At 63.0% G+C, this 14658-nt stretch carries 14 protein-coding genes and 1 pseudogene; 10 read left to right on the top strand and 5 right to left on the bottom strand.

Annotation, left to right across the window (positions count from 1 at the left end):
- Positions 1 to 399: 399 nt before the first annotated feature.
- Positions 400 to 2655: a transglycosylase domain-containing protein gene (locus AC0L3I_RS14695; RefSeq protein ID WP_473527329.1), complete on the top strand. Its 2256-nt coding sequence runs from the start codon at positions 400 to 402 to the stop codon at positions 2653 to 2655.
- A gap of 209 nt (positions 2656 to 2864) precedes the next feature.
- The gene (locus AC0L3I_RS14690; protein ID WP_027153080.1) at positions 2865 to 3617 is read left to right on the top strand and encodes an SDR family NAD(P)-dependent oxidoreductase; all 753 of its coding nucleotides are present in this window, start codon (positions 2865 to 2867) and stop codon (positions 3615 to 3617) included.
- A gap of 21 nt (positions 3618 to 3638) precedes the next feature.
- On the opposite strand, the pseudogene AC0L3I_RS14685 reads toward AC0L3I_RS14690, so the two are convergent.
- Both AC0L3I_RS14685 and AC0L3I_RS14680 read right to left on the bottom strand, forming a co-directional pair.
- Positions 3639 to 3860: pseudogene (locus AC0L3I_RS14685) on the bottom strand (NAD-binding protein); the annotation flags it as partial.
- An 87-nt stretch (positions 3861 to 3947) separates the two neighbouring features.
- Positions 3948 to 4397, bottom strand: coding sequence for a baeRF12 domain-containing protein (locus AC0L3I_RS14680; RefSeq protein WP_095488474.1), 450 nt, complete (start codon positions 4395 to 4397; stop codon positions 3948 to 3950).
- A 466-nt stretch (positions 4398 to 4863) separates the two neighbouring features.
- Here AC0L3I_RS14680 and AC0L3I_RS14675 point away from each other — a divergent pair, with 466 nt between their 5' ends.
- From AC0L3I_RS14675 to AC0L3I_RS14645, 7 genes are all read left to right on the top strand, one after another.
- Positions 4864 to 5337, top strand: a complete 474-nt coding sequence (locus AC0L3I_RS14675) for a cupredoxin domain-containing protein (protein ID WP_123151718.1) — start codon at positions 4864 to 4866, stop codon at positions 5335 to 5337.
- A 278-nt stretch (positions 5338 to 5615) separates the two neighbouring features.
- Complete coding sequence (cysG, locus tag AC0L3I_RS14670; RefSeq protein ID WP_473527328.1) at positions 5616 to 7067, top strand: siroheme synthase CysG; 1452 nt, start codon at positions 5616 to 5618, stop codon at positions 7065 to 7067.
- Entirely contained in the window at positions 7064 to 7369 is a 306-nt protein-coding gene (locus AC0L3I_RS14665; RefSeq protein ID WP_473527327.1) for a DUF2849 domain-containing protein, read from the top strand. Before cysG ends, AC0L3I_RS14665 begins: the two co-directional genes overlap by 4 nt.
- Before the next feature lie 46 nt (positions 7370 to 7415).
- A complete protein-coding gene (locus AC0L3I_RS14660; protein WP_473527326.1) occupies positions 7416 to 9086 on the top strand; it encodes a nitrite/sulfite reductase in 1671 nt (556 codons plus the stop codon).
- Entirely contained in the window at positions 9061 to 9825 is a 765-nt protein-coding gene (locus tag AC0L3I_RS14655; protein WP_095496871.1) for a phosphoadenylyl-sulfate reductase, read from the top strand. Before AC0L3I_RS14660 ends, AC0L3I_RS14655 begins: the two co-directional genes overlap by 26 nt.
- Positions 9826 to 9853: 28 nt before the next feature.
- Positions 9854 to 10390: a DUF934 domain-containing protein gene (locus tag AC0L3I_RS14650; RefSeq protein ID WP_473487879.1), complete on the top strand. Its 537-nt coding sequence runs from the start codon at positions 9854 to 9856 to the stop codon at positions 10388 to 10390.
- A 137-nt stretch (positions 10391 to 10527) separates the two neighbouring features.
- Complete coding sequence (locus tag AC0L3I_RS14645) at positions 10528 to 11148, top strand: DJ-1/PfpI family protein (protein WP_123151722.1); 621 nt, start codon at positions 10528 to 10530, stop codon at positions 11146 to 11148.
- A gap of 44 nt (positions 11149 to 11192) precedes the next feature.
- Here AC0L3I_RS14645 and AC0L3I_RS14640 read toward each other — a convergent pair whose 3' ends face one another.
- Together AC0L3I_RS14640 and AC0L3I_RS14635 are read right to left on the bottom strand one after the other, a co-directional pair.
- Positions 11193 to 12215, bottom strand: coding sequence for a fatty acid desaturase (locus AC0L3I_RS14640; protein WP_123151723.1), 1023 nt, complete (start codon positions 12213 to 12215; stop codon positions 11193 to 11195).
- A 149-nt stretch (positions 12216 to 12364) separates the two neighbouring features.
- A complete protein-coding gene (locus AC0L3I_RS14635) occupies positions 12365 to 12601 on the bottom strand; it encodes a hypothetical protein (RefSeq protein ID WP_244603111.1) in 237 nt (78 codons plus the stop codon).
- A 238-nt stretch (positions 12602 to 12839) separates the two neighbouring features.
- Between AC0L3I_RS14635 and grpE the strand changes: the two genes are divergently transcribed.
- Positions 12840 to 13475, top strand: coding sequence for a nucleotide exchange factor GrpE (gene grpE / locus AC0L3I_RS14630; protein WP_473527325.1), 636 nt, complete (start codon positions 12840 to 12842; stop codon positions 13473 to 13475).
- Between the two features lie 136 nt (positions 13476 to 13611).
- On the opposite strand, the gene olsB is transcribed toward grpE, so the two are convergent.
- Complete coding sequence (gene olsB, locus AC0L3I_RS14625; protein WP_165848842.1) at positions 13612 to 14487, bottom strand: l-ornithine N(alpha)-acyltransferase; 876 nt, start codon at positions 14485 to 14487, stop codon at positions 13612 to 13614.
- Positions 14488 to 14658 lie beyond the last annotated feature (171 nt).

Genomic DNA, 14658 nt, shown 5'->3' with positions numbered 1-14658 from the left:
AATGGTTTAGAGCGCGATCGAACGCACTTTACCGATCGCGCTCTAATGACGAGCATAGATTGCGGCTACCTTGCCATGGGCGGTCCGCGCCGAACGACTGCGGCTGGGCAGTTGATGCCGAAATGCGAGACCGCTCCGCCGTCTCGCGATAGACGTCATTGTTGCCGACCGCCAGGAGCAAGGAACGGAGCGGTGACGTGCCGTAACGCATTGAATTAACTTTGAACCATTTAACCCGCCCTTAAATCGCCGCATCTACTCTTCACCCCGAACGCCATGGAGCGACGTGCGTCCGTTCGGACGCACAGAGTGCGCTCTACGACTTTGAAGCTTCGCATCGGCCCGAAAATTGCGAGTTTCGGGCCGATGCGATAGGCATCGGGACAGACAGCACAGCGCATGGCGAACCGCAGAGACAGCCGCATCGAACCGAGCTTCGAGGGACCGCCACGGGCGAAATCCTCGGCCGGTTTTTCGGTGAGCGAGGAGGATCGCGTCGTGCCGAGCAACCGCAAGACCTCTGCAAAGCGCCAATCGGCCAAGACAAAATCGTCGCGTCGAGGACGCGGCAAAAGCCGGCGCGGCCTGTTCGGCGTGCTCGGCCGGTTGGCCTACTGGTGCTTCGTTCTGGCCATCTGGGGCGGCATCGCCACCGCCGGCATCGTTGTCTATTACGGTGCGAAAATGCCGGCGGCCACCACCTGGGCCATTCCCGACCGCGCACCCAATATCAGGATCGTCTCCGTCGACGGAAAGCTGCTTGCCAATCGCGGCATGAGCGGCGGCGAAGCCGTCGGCCTGCATGAAATGTCGGCCTATATTCCCGAGGCCGTCATCGCCATCGAAGATCGCCGCTTCTATTCGCATTTGGGCATCGACCCGATCGGTCTGTCCAGAGCCATGGTGGCCAACGTTCTCGGCGGGCGTTTTTCGCAGGGCGGCTCGACGCTGACGCAGCAATTGGCGAAAAACCTGTTCCTGACGCCCGATCGCACGCTGGAACGCAAGGTGCAGGAAGTGCTTCTGGCGCTGTGGCTCGAGCACAAGCACACCAAGGACCAGATCCTCGAAATGTACCTCAACCGGGTCTATTTCGGCTCCGGCGCCTATGGTGTCGAAGCGGCCTCGCGCCGCTATTTCGGCAAGAGCGCGCGCGATGTCACGCTGCCCGAAGCCGCACTCCTCGCTGGCCTGTTGAAGGCGCCCTCGCGACTGTCTCCGGCGCGTGACCCGAAGGCGGCCGAGCAGCGCGCGCAGCTCGTTCTCGCCGCCATGCGCGACGAAGGCAAGATCAGCGCCAAGGAACTGACCACGGCGATGACCGCGCCGGCGTCGCGGGTGGCATCCTACTGGACGGGCTCGGAAAACTATGTCGCCGACACCATCGTGGAAGAACTGCCCGACCTGATCGGCGACGTGCGCGGCGACATCATCGTCGACACCACCGTCGACCTCACGCTGCAGAAGCTCGCCGAACAATCGATCCGCCGACTGATCGACGGGAGCGGCAAAAAGCTCAATGCCAGCCAGGGCGTGCTGGTGTCGATAGACAATTCCGGCGCGGTACGTGCCATGGTCGGCGGCTATGATTATTCGACCAGCCAGTTCGACCGCGCCTCGGAGGCGCGCCGCCAACCGGGCTCGGCGTTTAAACCGTTCGTTTACATGGCGGCGCTGGAGGCCGGCCGTACGCCCGACAGCGTGCGCAATGACGCGCCGATCAGAATAGGCAAATGGACGCCAACCAATTACGGCGGCAAGTATTTCGGCAAGGTGACGCTGGCGACGGCGCTAGCTAAATCGCTGAACTCGGTGGCCGCCCAGCTGACGATGGAAGTCGGACCTGACGCCGTCGTCGAGGCGGCGCATCGCATGGGCATCCAGTCCGACCTCACGGCCAACACCTCGATCGCGCTCGGCACCTCTGAAGTGACGCCGCTTGAATTGACGTCGGCCTATGTCCCCTTCGCCAATGGCGGCCACCGGCCGGACGTCCATTTTATCCGCCGCGTGACGACAGCCGGCGGCAAGGTGCTCTACGACAACAATGGCGGCGGCGCCCCGCGCGTCGTCAAGCCCGAGATCGTCGGTATGATGAACTCGATGATGACCGGCACTGTCGAAATCGGCACTGCCAGGAAGGCGGCCTTTGCCTGGCCGGCCGCCGGCAAGACCGGCACCAGCCAGAATTCGCGCGACGCCTGGTTCATCGGCTATACCGCCAATCTCACCACCGGCGTCTGGTTCGGCAATGACGATGGCAGTCCGATGAAGAAGGTCACCGGCGGCGCGCTGCCGGCGCAGGCCTGGCATGAATTCATGGTCGCCGCGCATGAAGGCGTGCCGGTGCGGCCGCTGCCTGGAACATGGAGGTCGACGCCTGCGGATACGATCGTGCAGGACGAAATACCGTCCAACACGCCGCAACCGGCGCCGGTGCCGTCCGCTTCGGTCAGCCAATCCGCGCCGTCCGCCCAAAAAGCGTCATCGCCTCGCGCCGTGCGTCCAGCCGAAACGGTCGATGCTGGCGGCTTCGGCATGCCGGGCGGTGGCGGCACCACCGCATCGGTCAAGCGCCCGGTGCCGCCCGGCGATGTCGGCGGCCCGGTCAAGAAGCGGCAGACCTCGATCCTCGACATCCTCACCGGCGGCTGACCCCCCTCGTCATCGCTGCCGTGTTCCGCTACATCTCCGGGTTAAAAGTGCTAGAGCGTACTTTGTGCGTCCAAAGGGACGCACGTCGCCCTAAAATCGCGTCGCGTTTGACCGGCCTCGTGCGACGCGCTTTAGGTTGTTGATTTACGCATGTCGTTATCGCAAAACCGCTGCACACTTTTGCGCGACATGCATTAGAGAGATCGCGAATGGCCGAGACCGACACCAGGAAGACCATCGTGCTGACCGGCGCCAGCCGCGGCATCGGCCATGCCACGGTCAAGCGCTTTTCGCGCGAAGGCTGGCGCGTTATCACCTGCTCGCGCCAGGCCTTTGCCGAGGACTGCCCGTGGCCGGCCGGTCCGGAAGACCACATCAAGGTCGATCTGGCCGACCAGGAGGATGTCGGCATCGCGATCTCGGAAATCCGCCATCGGCTGGAAGCGCATGGCGGCCAGCTTCATGCGCTGGTCAACAATGCCGGCATCTCGCCGAAGCTCAAGGACGGCAACAGCCGCATGAATTCGATCGACACGCCGATGCATGTCTGGCGCGACGTGTTCCAGGTCAATTTCTTCGCACCGATCATGCTGGCGCGGGGATTGTTTAGGGAGTTGGCGTCGGCCAAAGGCTCGATCGTCAACGTCACCTCGATCGCCGGCACCCGGGTGCACCCCTTCGCCGGCACCGCCTATGCGACGTCGAAGGCCGCGCTCGGCTCGCTGACGCGCGAAATGGCGCATGATTTCGGCCCGCACGGCATCCGCGTCAACGCCATCGCACCCGGCGAGATCGACACGGCGATCCTGTCGCCCGGCACGGAAAAGATCGTCGAGACGATTCCGCTGCGGCGGCTGGGAACCACGGCCGAAGTCGCCGACATCATCTTCTTCCTGTGCTCGCAGCAGGCCTCCTATGTGACGGGCTCGGAAATCCACATCAATGGCGGCCAGCACGTGTGAGCGAACGCCGGCGACCGAGGGCTAAGTAATCGGTGCTTTCGGCTCTTCGGCCCCCTCTGCCCCCTCTGCCCCCTCTGCCTTGCCTTCCATCACCTCTTCCACAATCCCCCGCGCGATCTCGCGTTCACCCATGATGACGGTGTCGGCTCCGAGCCCCTTGAGATGCTCGACCTCGGCATCGGAATGGGCGCGGGCAATGACGTTGATCTTCGGGTTGGCGGCGCGGGCGCGCAGCACGATCCGACGACAGGGATGACAGAAGGCGAGCCGCCTCGGGGCTGGCAATGGTTGCTGCAAAAGAGAAACGGCTGGTGCGCCTGATGCCCGCGATCAGGCCGCCTGCAGCAGGTTTTCGATGTCGACGATGGTGTGGTTGGTCAACGTCTTCGGAATTTCCACTGTGATTTTCTCGGCGACTTCCTTGTGGAGTTTTCGACGCATGTCGCCCAGCACCTGCGGCGGTGCGATCAGCACCATCTCCTTGAAGGCGCCGCGATGCGCGAGCTTGTACAGCCGCTCGGCAATTTCGTCGGCAAAACGCTCCTTACCGAGACGGTGCCAGTCGGTGTCCTCGACTGCGCTTCTGTGGACGGAAGGGCCGTCGCTGTAGCGGCCGGGGCGGTCCGAACCTTGCTCTCGCGTCGCCGGATTTGCCTGTTCCATCTCCTGCACGACCTGAAGGTCGGGATATTGGGTGTCGCCACGGTTCTCGAGGAACAGCGCCTTCTCGCCGTCGGCCACCACGATCCACAGTCCGCGTTTCAGTTTGAGGTTGTTCACGGAGCGCTCCTTTTTCCTGTTTTTCATGGTTTTTCAGGCCCGTCTCTGGAGCCATTGCGGCAGCTGAGCAGCCAGGCTCGGATTCGCAGGGGCAAACGCGCGCCGAGGCAGGAATGTTCCGGTGACGACAAGAACAGCGAGCGAGCCAACCAACCAGCCAAGGATGACGGTGTTCGGCCACGACATCGAAGCGGGCTATCATGTAGCAGTCTTCGTGCCCGAGACGGTGGCAGTGGAGCACTCACTCGCCACAGGGGCAGCCTGCTTGACGGGCTGCGTCTTAAGGCTGGAAGAATCCGGCGTTTGGAATCGTTGATATGGCGATACACCCGTTTGAGGTGATCCCCATGCAAGCACGATTGATCCTTGCTTGTCGATGCGCGCCTTGTGATCGCTCCCGCCTTTTCGGCCGGTGGCGGTGGCAGCGCGCGTTTCACAGTGGATAACAACATCAAGGGAGGTCCAAATGTTTAAGTCTAGCACAACCGCGACGCTGCTTTCGTTAGGTGTGGCGCTGAGCGCGGCGGCGTCGGCCGATCTCGCGCAGGCGGCGAAACGCACCATCACCATGGTCGCGGTCGAGGCCAAGGGCGGGACGACCGTCGACAAGGAGCCGTTCCCGACCGCGGGCCTACCAGAAGGTAAGGGCTACGAGCTCGAAGCGCCCAACGCCGAGGGTCGGTGGGAGGTATCGGCCTACCGCTGGGAGCCCAATCAGATCATCGTGAACCAGGGCGACGAAGTCACGCTCGAAATCCTGGGTGTCAATGGCGCGGAGCATCCGGGGGTGATCGACGGCTACGATGTCAGCTTCACTGTCAAGCGCGGCCAGCTCACCACCGTAACCTTCACCGCCGATAAGACGGGTGTGTTTGAATTTCGGTGTGGGACTCATCAGCCGTCGATGGTGGGCGAGTTGATCGTGCTGGCAGGCGGTTGATAAGCGTGTTCGGCGCTTGGTGACTTTAATCTACTAGATTGGTAGAATTTAGAAGAAAGTGTTTTGTGATACACCTCGCTTGCCGCTAGAACGGCGGCAGATCAAGGCGCGCAACAGCGGCTTGGATCCGCTCCACTCGTGGGTGTGGAATTTTTTTCTCCTGCCTTTGGTGCTTGCGGAAAAGCGATTGCTTCGCACGAAGCGATGCGCGAGTGCTTTCCTTCTGCTTTTCCGCTCCCGCGCGTAGAACTGACAGCGTATTCAGGATTCCACTCGCCATGCCGCAGGCCATAACCAAGCTCAACGCCTTTCCCGTCTTCATGCGGGTCGAGGGCGAAGCCGTGGCCATCGTCGGCGGCGGCGAGGAGGCTCTGGCCAAGGCGCGACTGATCGGCCAGTCGAGCGCCGTGCTGCGCATCATAGCCGATGCCGCCGAGGCCGAGTTGCTGGCCTTCATCGCCGCGAACGGCGCCATCCACATCGCTGCCCCCTATGATGCCGCGCATCTCGAAGGCGCGGTGATGGTGTTTGCCGCCAGCGGCAATGAGGCGCTCGACCGCCGTGTTGCCGAGGATGCGCGCCGGCTGGGCATTCCGGTCAATGCCGTCGACCGGCCGGAGCTGTGCGATTTCTTCACTCCGGCGCTGGTCAACCGCGCGCCGGTCGCCATCGCCATCGGCACGGAAGGGGCGGGCCCGGTGCTTGCCCAGATGCTGCGCAGCCGCATCGACCGCATGCTGTCGCCGTCGCTCGGGCCGCTTGCTTCGCTTGCTGCCTCGTTGCGCGGCACCGCTGAGAGATTGCTGCCGAAAGGCAATGCCCGCCGGCGCTTCTGGAGCGACTTTTTCGGCGGCGCACCGGCCCGTGCCATGGACGCCGGCCAGCTTTCGCAGGCGCATGACGCCGCCGTCGACCTGTTGCTTTCGAACGCGCCGGCACCGGGTCACATTGCCCTGGTTGGCGCGGGTCCCGGCGCCGAAGACCTGCTGACGCTGCGCGCCCACCGCCTGCTGATGGAAGCCGATGTCATCGTCCATGATGCGCTGGTGCCGGAGGCGATCGTCGCCATGGGCCGTCGCGACGCCGAGCGTCTGCCGGTGGGCAAACGCAAGGGCTGCCACACCAAGAGCCAGGCCGAGATCAACGCGCTGCTGATTGAGCTCGGCCATGACGGCAAGCGCGTCGTGCGGCTGAAATCCGGTGATCCGCTGGTGTTCGGGCGGGCGGGCGAGGAAATGGCAGCGCTGCGCGATGCCGGCGTCGCCTATGAGGTGGTTCCGGGCGTCACCGCGGCCTTCGCCGCCGCCGCCGATTTCGAGCTGCCGCTGACGCTGCGCGGCGTGTCGTCGTCGATGGTGTTCACCACCGGCCACGACCTCAAGGGAAATTCGCTGCCCGACTGGGCCAAGCTCGCCATTTCCGGCGCCACGGTCGCCGTCTATATGGGCCGCTCGGTCGCGGCCGAAGTTGCCGGCGGGCTGATCGAGGCCGGCCTATCACCGGATACGGCGGTCGCCGTGGTCGAGAATGCCAGCCTTGCCAACCGCCGCCGGTTCCACGGCACGCTCGCCGACCTGCCGTCGCTGGAGGTCCGCGCCGACCTTACCGGCCCGGTCATGACGATCATCGGCGATGCGGTTGCCGGCGCCAACTTTGAACGTTCCGAGCCGCTCGCGGCACACAGGCATGAAGGCGCGGCCCAAACAGCCGCCGAAGGAGCTGAACGATGAAAGTTCTGACCGCAAACCGCCTGACCAACGGCGAAGCCGTCTGGTACGCCAATGGCGGCTGGGCCGAGACCATCGACCATGCCGACGTCGCCCATGACAAGGTGGCTGAAGACCGGCTAGAGGCAATCGGCGCCATGGCCTACGCCAACAACGAAGTGGTCGACGTCAATCTGATCGACGTGGCCGTCGCCAATGGTGTGGTCGAGCCGGTGCGGCTGCGTGAAAAGATCCGCGCCGCCGGCCCGACCAATCGCAACGACCTGGGCAAGCAGGCCCGCCCGGTAGCCGCCCGGGCGGCGTAAACGACAAATTTGATGAAACGGGCGGACGCGCCCGGAAAGACCAGACATGTACCGTTACGATGAGTTCGATTACTATTTCGTCCAGGCCCGCGTTGCCGAGTTCAGCGATCAGGTCACGCGGCGGCTTGCCGGCGAGATCACCGAGGATCAGTTCCGGCCGCTGCGGCTGATGAACGGCGTCTACCTGCAGTTGCACGCCTACATGCTGCGCATCGCGGTGCCTTACGGCACGCTGAACAGCAAGCAGCTGCGCATGCTCGGCCACATCGCCCGCAAATACGACAAGGGCTACGGCCACTTCACGACCCGCCAGAACATCCAGTTCAACTGGCCGGCGCTGTCGGACATTCCGGCGATCCTGGCCGATCTGGCGAGCGTCGAGATGCACGCCATCCAGACCAGCGGCAACTGCATCCGCAACGTCACCGCCGACCACTTTGCCGGTGCCGCCGCCGACGAGGTGGCCGATCCGCGTCCCTATGCGGAAATCCTGCGCCAATGGTCGTCCGTGCATCCGGAGTTCTCGTTCCTGCCGAGAAAATTCAAGATCGCGGTGACCGGCGCCGAGCGCGACCGCGCCGCCATCCAGACGCATGACATCGGCCTGCATTTGAAGAAGAACGCGGCCGGCGAACTCGGTTTCGCCGTCTATGTCGGCGGCGGTCAGGGCCGTACGCCGATGATCGCCAAGAAGATCCGCGACTTCCTGCCCGAGGCCGACCTTCTGTCCTACTGCACGGCGATCCTGCGCGTTTACAACCTCTACGGCCGCCGCGACAACAAATACAAGGCGCGCATCAAGATCCTCGTCCACGAGACCGGCGTAGAGGAGATCACCCGCCAGGTCGAGGCCGAATGGCAGGAGCTGAAGGATGCGGATCTAAAGCTGCCGGAAGCCGATATCCGCGCCATCGATGCTTATTTCGCGCCGCCGGCTTTGACCGACCGGCCGGAAGGCGACGAGGCGGTCAAGCTTGCCCGCCTCGATTCGAAGAGCTTTTCGGAATGGCTCGACCAGAACGTGGTGACCCACCGTCATCCCGATTATGCCGCCGTGACGATTTCGCTCAAGGGCATCGGCGAAGCGCCGGGCGACGCCTCCGACAGCCAGATGGAAGCGGTCGCCGACCTTGCCGAAAAATATGCCTTCGACGAGTTGCGCGTCAGCCATGAGCAGAACCTGATCCTGCCGCATGTCGCGCGCGCCGACCTCAAGGCGGTCTATGACGCACTGGTCGACATCGGACTGGCGACGGCCAACTCCAACCTGATATCAGACATCATCTCGTGCCCTGGCCTCGATTATTGCGCGCTGGCCACGGCGCGTTCCATTCCGGTGGCGCAGGAAATCTCGCTTCGTTTCGCTTCGCTCGAGCGGCAGCGCGAGATCGGCGAATTGAAGCTGAAGATTTCCGGCTGCATCAACGCCTGCGGCCATCACCATGTCGGCCATATCGGCATCCTCGGCGTCGAAAAGAAGGGCGCCGAACTCTATCAGGTCACGCTCGGCGGCTCGGCCGACGAGAACACCTCGGTCGGTGAGATCATCGGCCGCGGCTTCAGCTCGGCAGAGATCACCGACGCCATCGAACAGATCGTCGAGACCTATCTCGGGCTTCGACTGGACAGAAACGAAAAATTCATCGACGCCTACCGCCGTGTCGGTCCCGCGCCGTTCAAGGAGGCGCTCTATGCTGGCGAAGCCAAGGCCGCTTGATCGTATCGTCGACGTCGAGGCCGGTATCGCCGCCGAAGCGGCGGGGCTCGATGCGCTCTATGGTCATCTGAAGCCGCTGGAGATCATCGAGCGGTCGGCCCAGGAATTCTTTCACGGTGAAATCGCCGCGGTTTCGTCGTTCGGCGCGGATTCGGCAGTGCTGCTGCACATGATCGCCAAGATCGACCGGACGCTGCCGGTGATCTTCCTCGACACCGGCAAGCATTTCGAGGAGACGCTCGGCTATCGCGACGCGCTCGTTGCCGATTTCGGGCTGACCGACATCCGGGTGATCACGCCCGAAGAAGCGGCACTCGAACGGATCGATCCGACCGGCAATCTGAACGAGACCGACACCGACGCCTGCTGCGGTGTTCGCAAGGTTGAGCCATTGGCGCGCGGCGTCGAGCCGTTCCGCGCCTGGTTCACCGGCCGCAAGCGTTTTCAGGCGACGACGCGGGCGTCCCTTCCGGTGTTCGAGGCGGTCGGCTCGCGCATCCGCATCAATCCGCTGGCGCATTGGACGACCGCCGACCAGGCCAACTATATGCGCGCGCATGCGCTGCGTGAGAATCCGCTGGTCGCCTATGGCTATCTGTCGATAGGCTGCTTCCCGTGCACGCAGCCGGTGCAGCCGGGCGATGACGCGCGCAGCGGCCGCTGGGCAGGGCACGCCAAGACCGAGTGCGGCATCCATTTGTCGGGGCTGGAGAAGTCGCTGACCGACGCATCGCTTTAGGATCTTTTTTGAGCTTTAGGAATTTTCGATGACCGAACTGACGCCAGAGACTGTTACCCGCCTCTGGACCCCGACTGGTTTTAGCGAGGACGAGTGGAGCCATGCCGAGAGTGCCGACGCACTCTCCGGCAATGGCCGCTTCATCCTGCCGCTGCAGGCATTTCTCGACCTCGATCCGGCGGTGCGCCGGTCGGCGAAGGAGCGCCTCGGCGTGCTGCTTCAGCCCGGCGATCAGCTCGAAAAGATCGCGGACCTGCTCGACCAGATATCGCTGGTGGCGCTGGCCTTCCCGGCTTTCAGTGACGGCCGGTCCTTCTCCAAGGGCGAACTGCTGCGCAGCCGCTACCGTTTCGAGGGCGCGGTCCGCGCCACGGGACAGGTTCTGGTCGACCAGCTTCCGCATATGCTGCGCCTCGGCTTCGACGAGTTCGAAGTATCAAATCCAGTGTTGCTGAAACGGCTCGAGGAAGGCCGCACCGGCGGTCTGCCGCTCTCCTACCAGCCGGCCGTGAAGCCGGAGGCCAAAGGCCCCAAATATTCCTGGCGGCGGGTGCGCGCCGGCTGATCTTCCCCACGGAGCAGGTCGCATCTGGTCGGACCACTTTGCACATTTAATCTTTTGTTTTCGGCGTCCGCACCTTAAGATAGGGCCTATTATTTCGCGATCCGAAATAAATATCGCCACCAAGGGAGGAACCGGGAATGGCTGGTAAGAAGATATTGATGCTCGTTGGCGAGTTCAGCGAGGAATACGAGATTTTCGTCTTTGAACAGGCCATGCATGCGGTCGGCCACACGGTCCATGTCGTGTGTCCCGACAAGAAGGCGGGCGATATCCTGAAGACGTCGCTTCACGACTTCGAGGGTCACCAGACCTATACGGAAAAGCTCGGCCACGACTACATCCTCAACAAGAGCTTTGCCGAGGTGAATCCGGCCGAATACGACGCCGTCTATGCGGCAGGCGGGCGCGGCCCGGAATATATCCGTATCGACAAGCGCGTGCAGGCGCTGGTGCGGCATTTCCATGAGACCGGCAAGCCGATCTTCACCATCTGCCATGGCGCGCAGATCCTGATGGCAGTCGACGGCGTGCTGCGCGGCAGGGAAGTCGCGGCGCTGCAGTATTGCGAGCCGGAAGTCACGCTCGCCGGCGGCACCTACATCGATGTCGCGCCGACCGGCGCCCATGTCGACGGCAATCTGGTATCGGCCAAGGGTTGGCCGGGCCTCGCCGCCTTCATGCGCGAATGCCTGAAGGTGCTCGGCACCGAGATCCGCCACGGCGAGATCCTGATGCGCGACGAACGCAAGGCGGCTTGAGCCAGATCTTGGAAAACCGCCGCACCTGTGGTGCGGCGGTGCGTTTACGCAGTCATCCGCGCTTCGCGAAACGACACCAGCTTGCTGCGGCTCTCATCCCACAGAGCCAGCTTGACGCAGCGCAGGCTGTCGAGAAGCGTGACGCGGCCGATTTCGCGCAGTTCCGGATAGTCCCTCAGGACTTCCTGCAGACGATAGCACGGCACCTTGGCGGAGAGGTGGTGCACGTGATGGACGCCGATATTGCCGGTGAACCAGTTCAGTACCGGCGGCAGGTCATAATAGGACGAGCCGTGCAGGGCCGCATGCTGGAACTCCCATTCGGAGTCCTTTGCCCACTCGGTCTCTTCGAACTGGTGCTGGACATAGAACAGCCAGATGCCGGCGGAACCGGCCAGAACGACGATGGGCAAATGGACAACCAGGAACGCTTCGAGGCCGACGAACCAGACGAGGGCAGCGGCGGCGACCGCAATGGCCACATTGGTGGCCATTGACGACACCCAGGGCGTGAGGCCGCCTCGCATCATGCCGACCGGCAGTCTCTGCTCAAAGATGAAAAGCCAAATGGGGCCGAGGCCGAACATGACGAGCGGATGGCGATAGAGACGATAGGCAAGGCGGCCCCGCCAGGACATTTGCCGATATTCGGCGACAGTCAGCGTCGTGATGTCGCCCGTGCCGCGTTCATCGAGGTTGCCGGCGCTTGCGTGATGGGTAGCGTGGGCACGCCGCCAGCAATCGTAAGGGGTCAAGGTCAGGATGCCCAGCCCGCGGCCGATCCAGTCGTCGGCGGTGCGGTTGGCGAAGAAAGAACCGTGGCCGCAATCGTGCTGGATCATGAAGATCCGCACCAGAAAGCCGGCGGCCGGAAGGATCAGGATCAGACCCCACCAATGACCATGGGCATAGGCAGCCGAGGACAGTGCCCACAGCGTGGCAAAGGGGATGAGGGTGATGGCAAGTTCGACGGCGCTGCGCCGCCTGTCAGGTTTCTTGTAACGCGCCAGGATTTTCAACCAGGCGCGTTTGCTGTTCGCTACAGCTTCGGGGGAAATCATGTTCATCAGGAAGCATAGACGGACCATTCCGTCGCCGCAAGGCAGGGATCACGCGAAGTTACTGCGCGTAATTGTCGCGCGATGCTCTAGGTGCTGCAATGTCGAAGGGCATGCTTGGACTCCGGCGGCACGCAACGACAGGCGAATGTGTTGGTCTATCGCCGTCTGCCACCGGCGGCTACGCTGCTTTCGATGCCGTCCAGGCGGTCAAGCAATTCCTTGAAACGATCGGGAATGTCGTTCTCCGTCCGGAACGCCGGCAACGCGCGCAGAAAGTGCATCGTTGCCTCGGTGCCGAACTGGCGCCTGATGCCGGCCGCGAGCCTTTCACGTCTTTCGTCATTGTTGCGGGCGCCATTCTTGTTACAGTCGCCATCGTTGCGGGTCATCATCTCAAAATCCTGTGTCGGCTTCGAAACTCTTCCAGCAGACGAATGGTTCCCCCATCGCAGCATCTTGGCAAGCAAAGCCGGCGCTTACAGTAAAATTTGAATTAATATCGAAAGGTCTTCATGGTGCGTCGTCGAAGCGCGAGCGGCCGCTCCAGTATCGCTTGCCCCTTGATTTTTGGCCGCCAAACCTCGATATCGGGCACAAAATCCACATCATTCGAAAAGACGGGAAACGGCGATGAGCGACCAGGCAAAAGACGAACGCGCGCCCGAGGATATCGAAGCGGCTGAGGCCGCCGCCGAGCGCTCGGAAGGCAGCGTCGACGGCGACTATGAGGCGCTTGTGCGGCTGTTGAAGGAAAACGACGAGCTGAAGGACCGCGCACTCCGTGTCGCGGCCGAGATGGAGAATCTGCGCCGCCGTACCGCCCGTGACGTGCACGACGCGCGTGCCTATGCGGTTGCCAATTTCGCCCGTGACATGCTGTCGGTATCGGACAATCTGCGCCGCGCGCTGGATGCGATCCCGGCTGAAACCAAGGCGTCGGGCGATGCCGGCATCAAGGCGCTGATCGAGGGCGTCGAGATCACCGAGCGCGCCATGCTATCGGCGCTGGAGCGGCACGGGGTGAAGAAGCTCGAGCCGGAAGGCGAGAAATTCGACCCGAATTTCCACCAGGCGATGTTCGAGGTGCCCAATCCGGAGGTGCCGGCCAACACCGTGGTCCAGGTCGTGCAGCCAGGCTATTCGATCGGCGAGCGGGTGTTGCGGCCGGCCATGGTCGGCGTTGCCAAAGGCGGTCCCAAGCATGTGGCTGGTGAAGCGCCGGTCGAGCCAGGGCCGGTGAATGAGCAAGCTGAGAAGGATGCGTAAGTTAGGGGAGTAGGGGGAATAGGGCAGTACGGGAGTAGGGAATAACGCCACCTACGATAAAGTAGAGCAATTGCCTACTCCGGCCGTTGGCCTGCTCCCCCTACTCCCCTACTGCCTTATTCCCCTACTGCCCTACTCAGGCGGCGAAACGCTGGGCTTCCCCGCCATAATAATTGACGTAGCGGGCACCGATCTCCTGGACCGGCATCACCACGAACACGTCGACCGTCGAGAATTCGCGGTCAATGACGCAGCCGTCGCCGATGCGCGCGCCGACGCGCAGATAGCCCTTGACCAGCGGCGGCATCGCCGCGATCGCGGCCTTGGCATTGACCGCCTCGATCGGCATCAAATCCATGGAACAGTAGCGCCCGGCGACCGCACGCACGTCCCAGGCCGAATTCGTCCGGCAGTGATGGGCGAGATAGGTCAGCGCTTCGGCGTGCGCCGCCGGCACGGTGCCGTGGAACGAAGCGCAACCGGTCATCACGCCGATCCCGTAATGGTTGATATAGGCCCAAATACCTTGCCAGAGCGCCTCAATGGTGCGCTTCGAGCGGTATTCCGGCAAGACGCAGGAGCGGCCGAGCTCGAGGAAACGCTGGCCGGGATGGCGGGCGATAAGATTGGTCAGTTCGAATTCGCCCTCGGAATAGAAGCCGCCGGCCGCTGCCGCGATTTCCTGCCGCAGCAGGCGGTAGGTACCGACAATGCGGCGATGCTCGGGACCGGACAGCGAGGTGTCGAAGACGAGCAAATGATCACAAAGCGGATCGAAATGGTCGGCGTCGCGGCGGTCCTGCACCTGGAACAGGTTCTTCCTGGCACCAAGCTCGTCATAGAACACCCGGTAGCGCACTTCCTGCGCGGCGGCGATCTCGGCCTCGTTGCGGGCGAGCCGCACTTCGAGATTGCCGATTCGGCCGAGCGCTTCGCCTTTTATGACGGCATCGACGTTCCGCCCGGTGAGCAAAGCACCACTGGCGTTCGGCCGAGCGTCACGTTCCGGCATAACTGTATGCACGAGTGATTCTCCTTCGAGCCATCCCTCTTGGCACGGGGATACGGTGTAGGTGCAACAGGATTGTGACAGTACCGTGATACGGTGCTACGGGCAATACTTCGTCGGCTGGGTAATCCTTCAACCGGCTATGTTACGCAGGGAAGCCAGGAAGGACAGCCG

The sequence above is a fragment of the Mesorhizobium sp. WSM4840 genome, assembly GCF_055811755.1.
Note: the sequence above shows the minus strand (reverse complement) of the source record. Positions and strands in the feature narration are given on the sequence as shown.

What these genes read in the sequence shown, in the direction of transcription:
- AC0L3I_RS14695 (WP_473527329.1), top strand. Translation starts at nt 400, where the DNA reads ATGGCGAACCGCAGAGACAGCCGCATCGAACCGAGCTTCGAGGGACCG.
- AC0L3I_RS14690 (WP_027153080.1), top strand. Translation starts at nt 2,865, where the DNA reads ATGGCCGAGACCGACACCAGGAAGACCATCGTGCTGACCGGCGCCAGC.
- AC0L3I_RS14675 (WP_123151718.1), top strand. Translation starts at nt 4,864, where the DNA reads ATGTTTAAGTCTAGCACAACCGCGACGCTGCTTTCGTTAGGTGTGGCG.
- cysG (WP_473527328.1), top strand. Translation starts at nt 5,616, where the DNA reads ATGCCGCAGGCCATAACCAAGCTCAACGCCTTTCCCGTCTTCATGCGG.
- AC0L3I_RS14665 (WP_473527327.1), top strand. Translation starts at nt 7,064, where the DNA reads ATGAAAGTTCTGACCGCAAACCGCCTGACCAACGGCGAAGCCGTCTGG.
- AC0L3I_RS14660 (WP_473527326.1), top strand. Translation starts at nt 7,416, where the DNA reads ATGTACCGTTACGATGAGTTCGATTACTATTTCGTCCAGGCCCGCGTT.
- AC0L3I_RS14655 (WP_095496871.1), top strand. Translation starts at nt 9,061, where the DNA reads ATGCTGGCGAAGCCAAGGCCGCTTGATCGTATCGTCGACGTCGAGGCC.
- AC0L3I_RS14650 (WP_473487879.1), top strand. Translation starts at nt 9,854, where the DNA reads ATGACCGAACTGACGCCAGAGACTGTTACCCGCCTCTGGACCCCGACT.
- AC0L3I_RS14645 (WP_123151722.1), top strand. Translation starts at nt 10,528, where the DNA reads ATGGCTGGTAAGAAGATATTGATGCTCGTTGGCGAGTTCAGCGAGGAA.
- AC0L3I_RS14640 (WP_123151723.1), bottom strand. Translation starts at nt 12,215, where the DNA reads ATGAACATGATTTCCCCCGAAGCTGTAGCGAACAGCAAACGCGCCTGG.
- AC0L3I_RS14635 (WP_244603111.1), bottom strand. Translation starts at nt 12,601, where the DNA reads ATGATGACCCGCAACGATGGCGACTGTAACAAGAATGGCGCCCGCAAC.
- grpE (WP_473527325.1), top strand. Translation starts at nt 12,840, where the DNA reads ATGAGCGACCAGGCAAAAGACGAACGCGCGCCCGAGGATATCGAAGCG.
- olsB (WP_165848842.1), bottom strand. Translation starts at nt 14,487, where the DNA reads ATGCCGGAACGTGACGCTCGGCCGAACGCCAGTGGTGCTTTGCTCACC.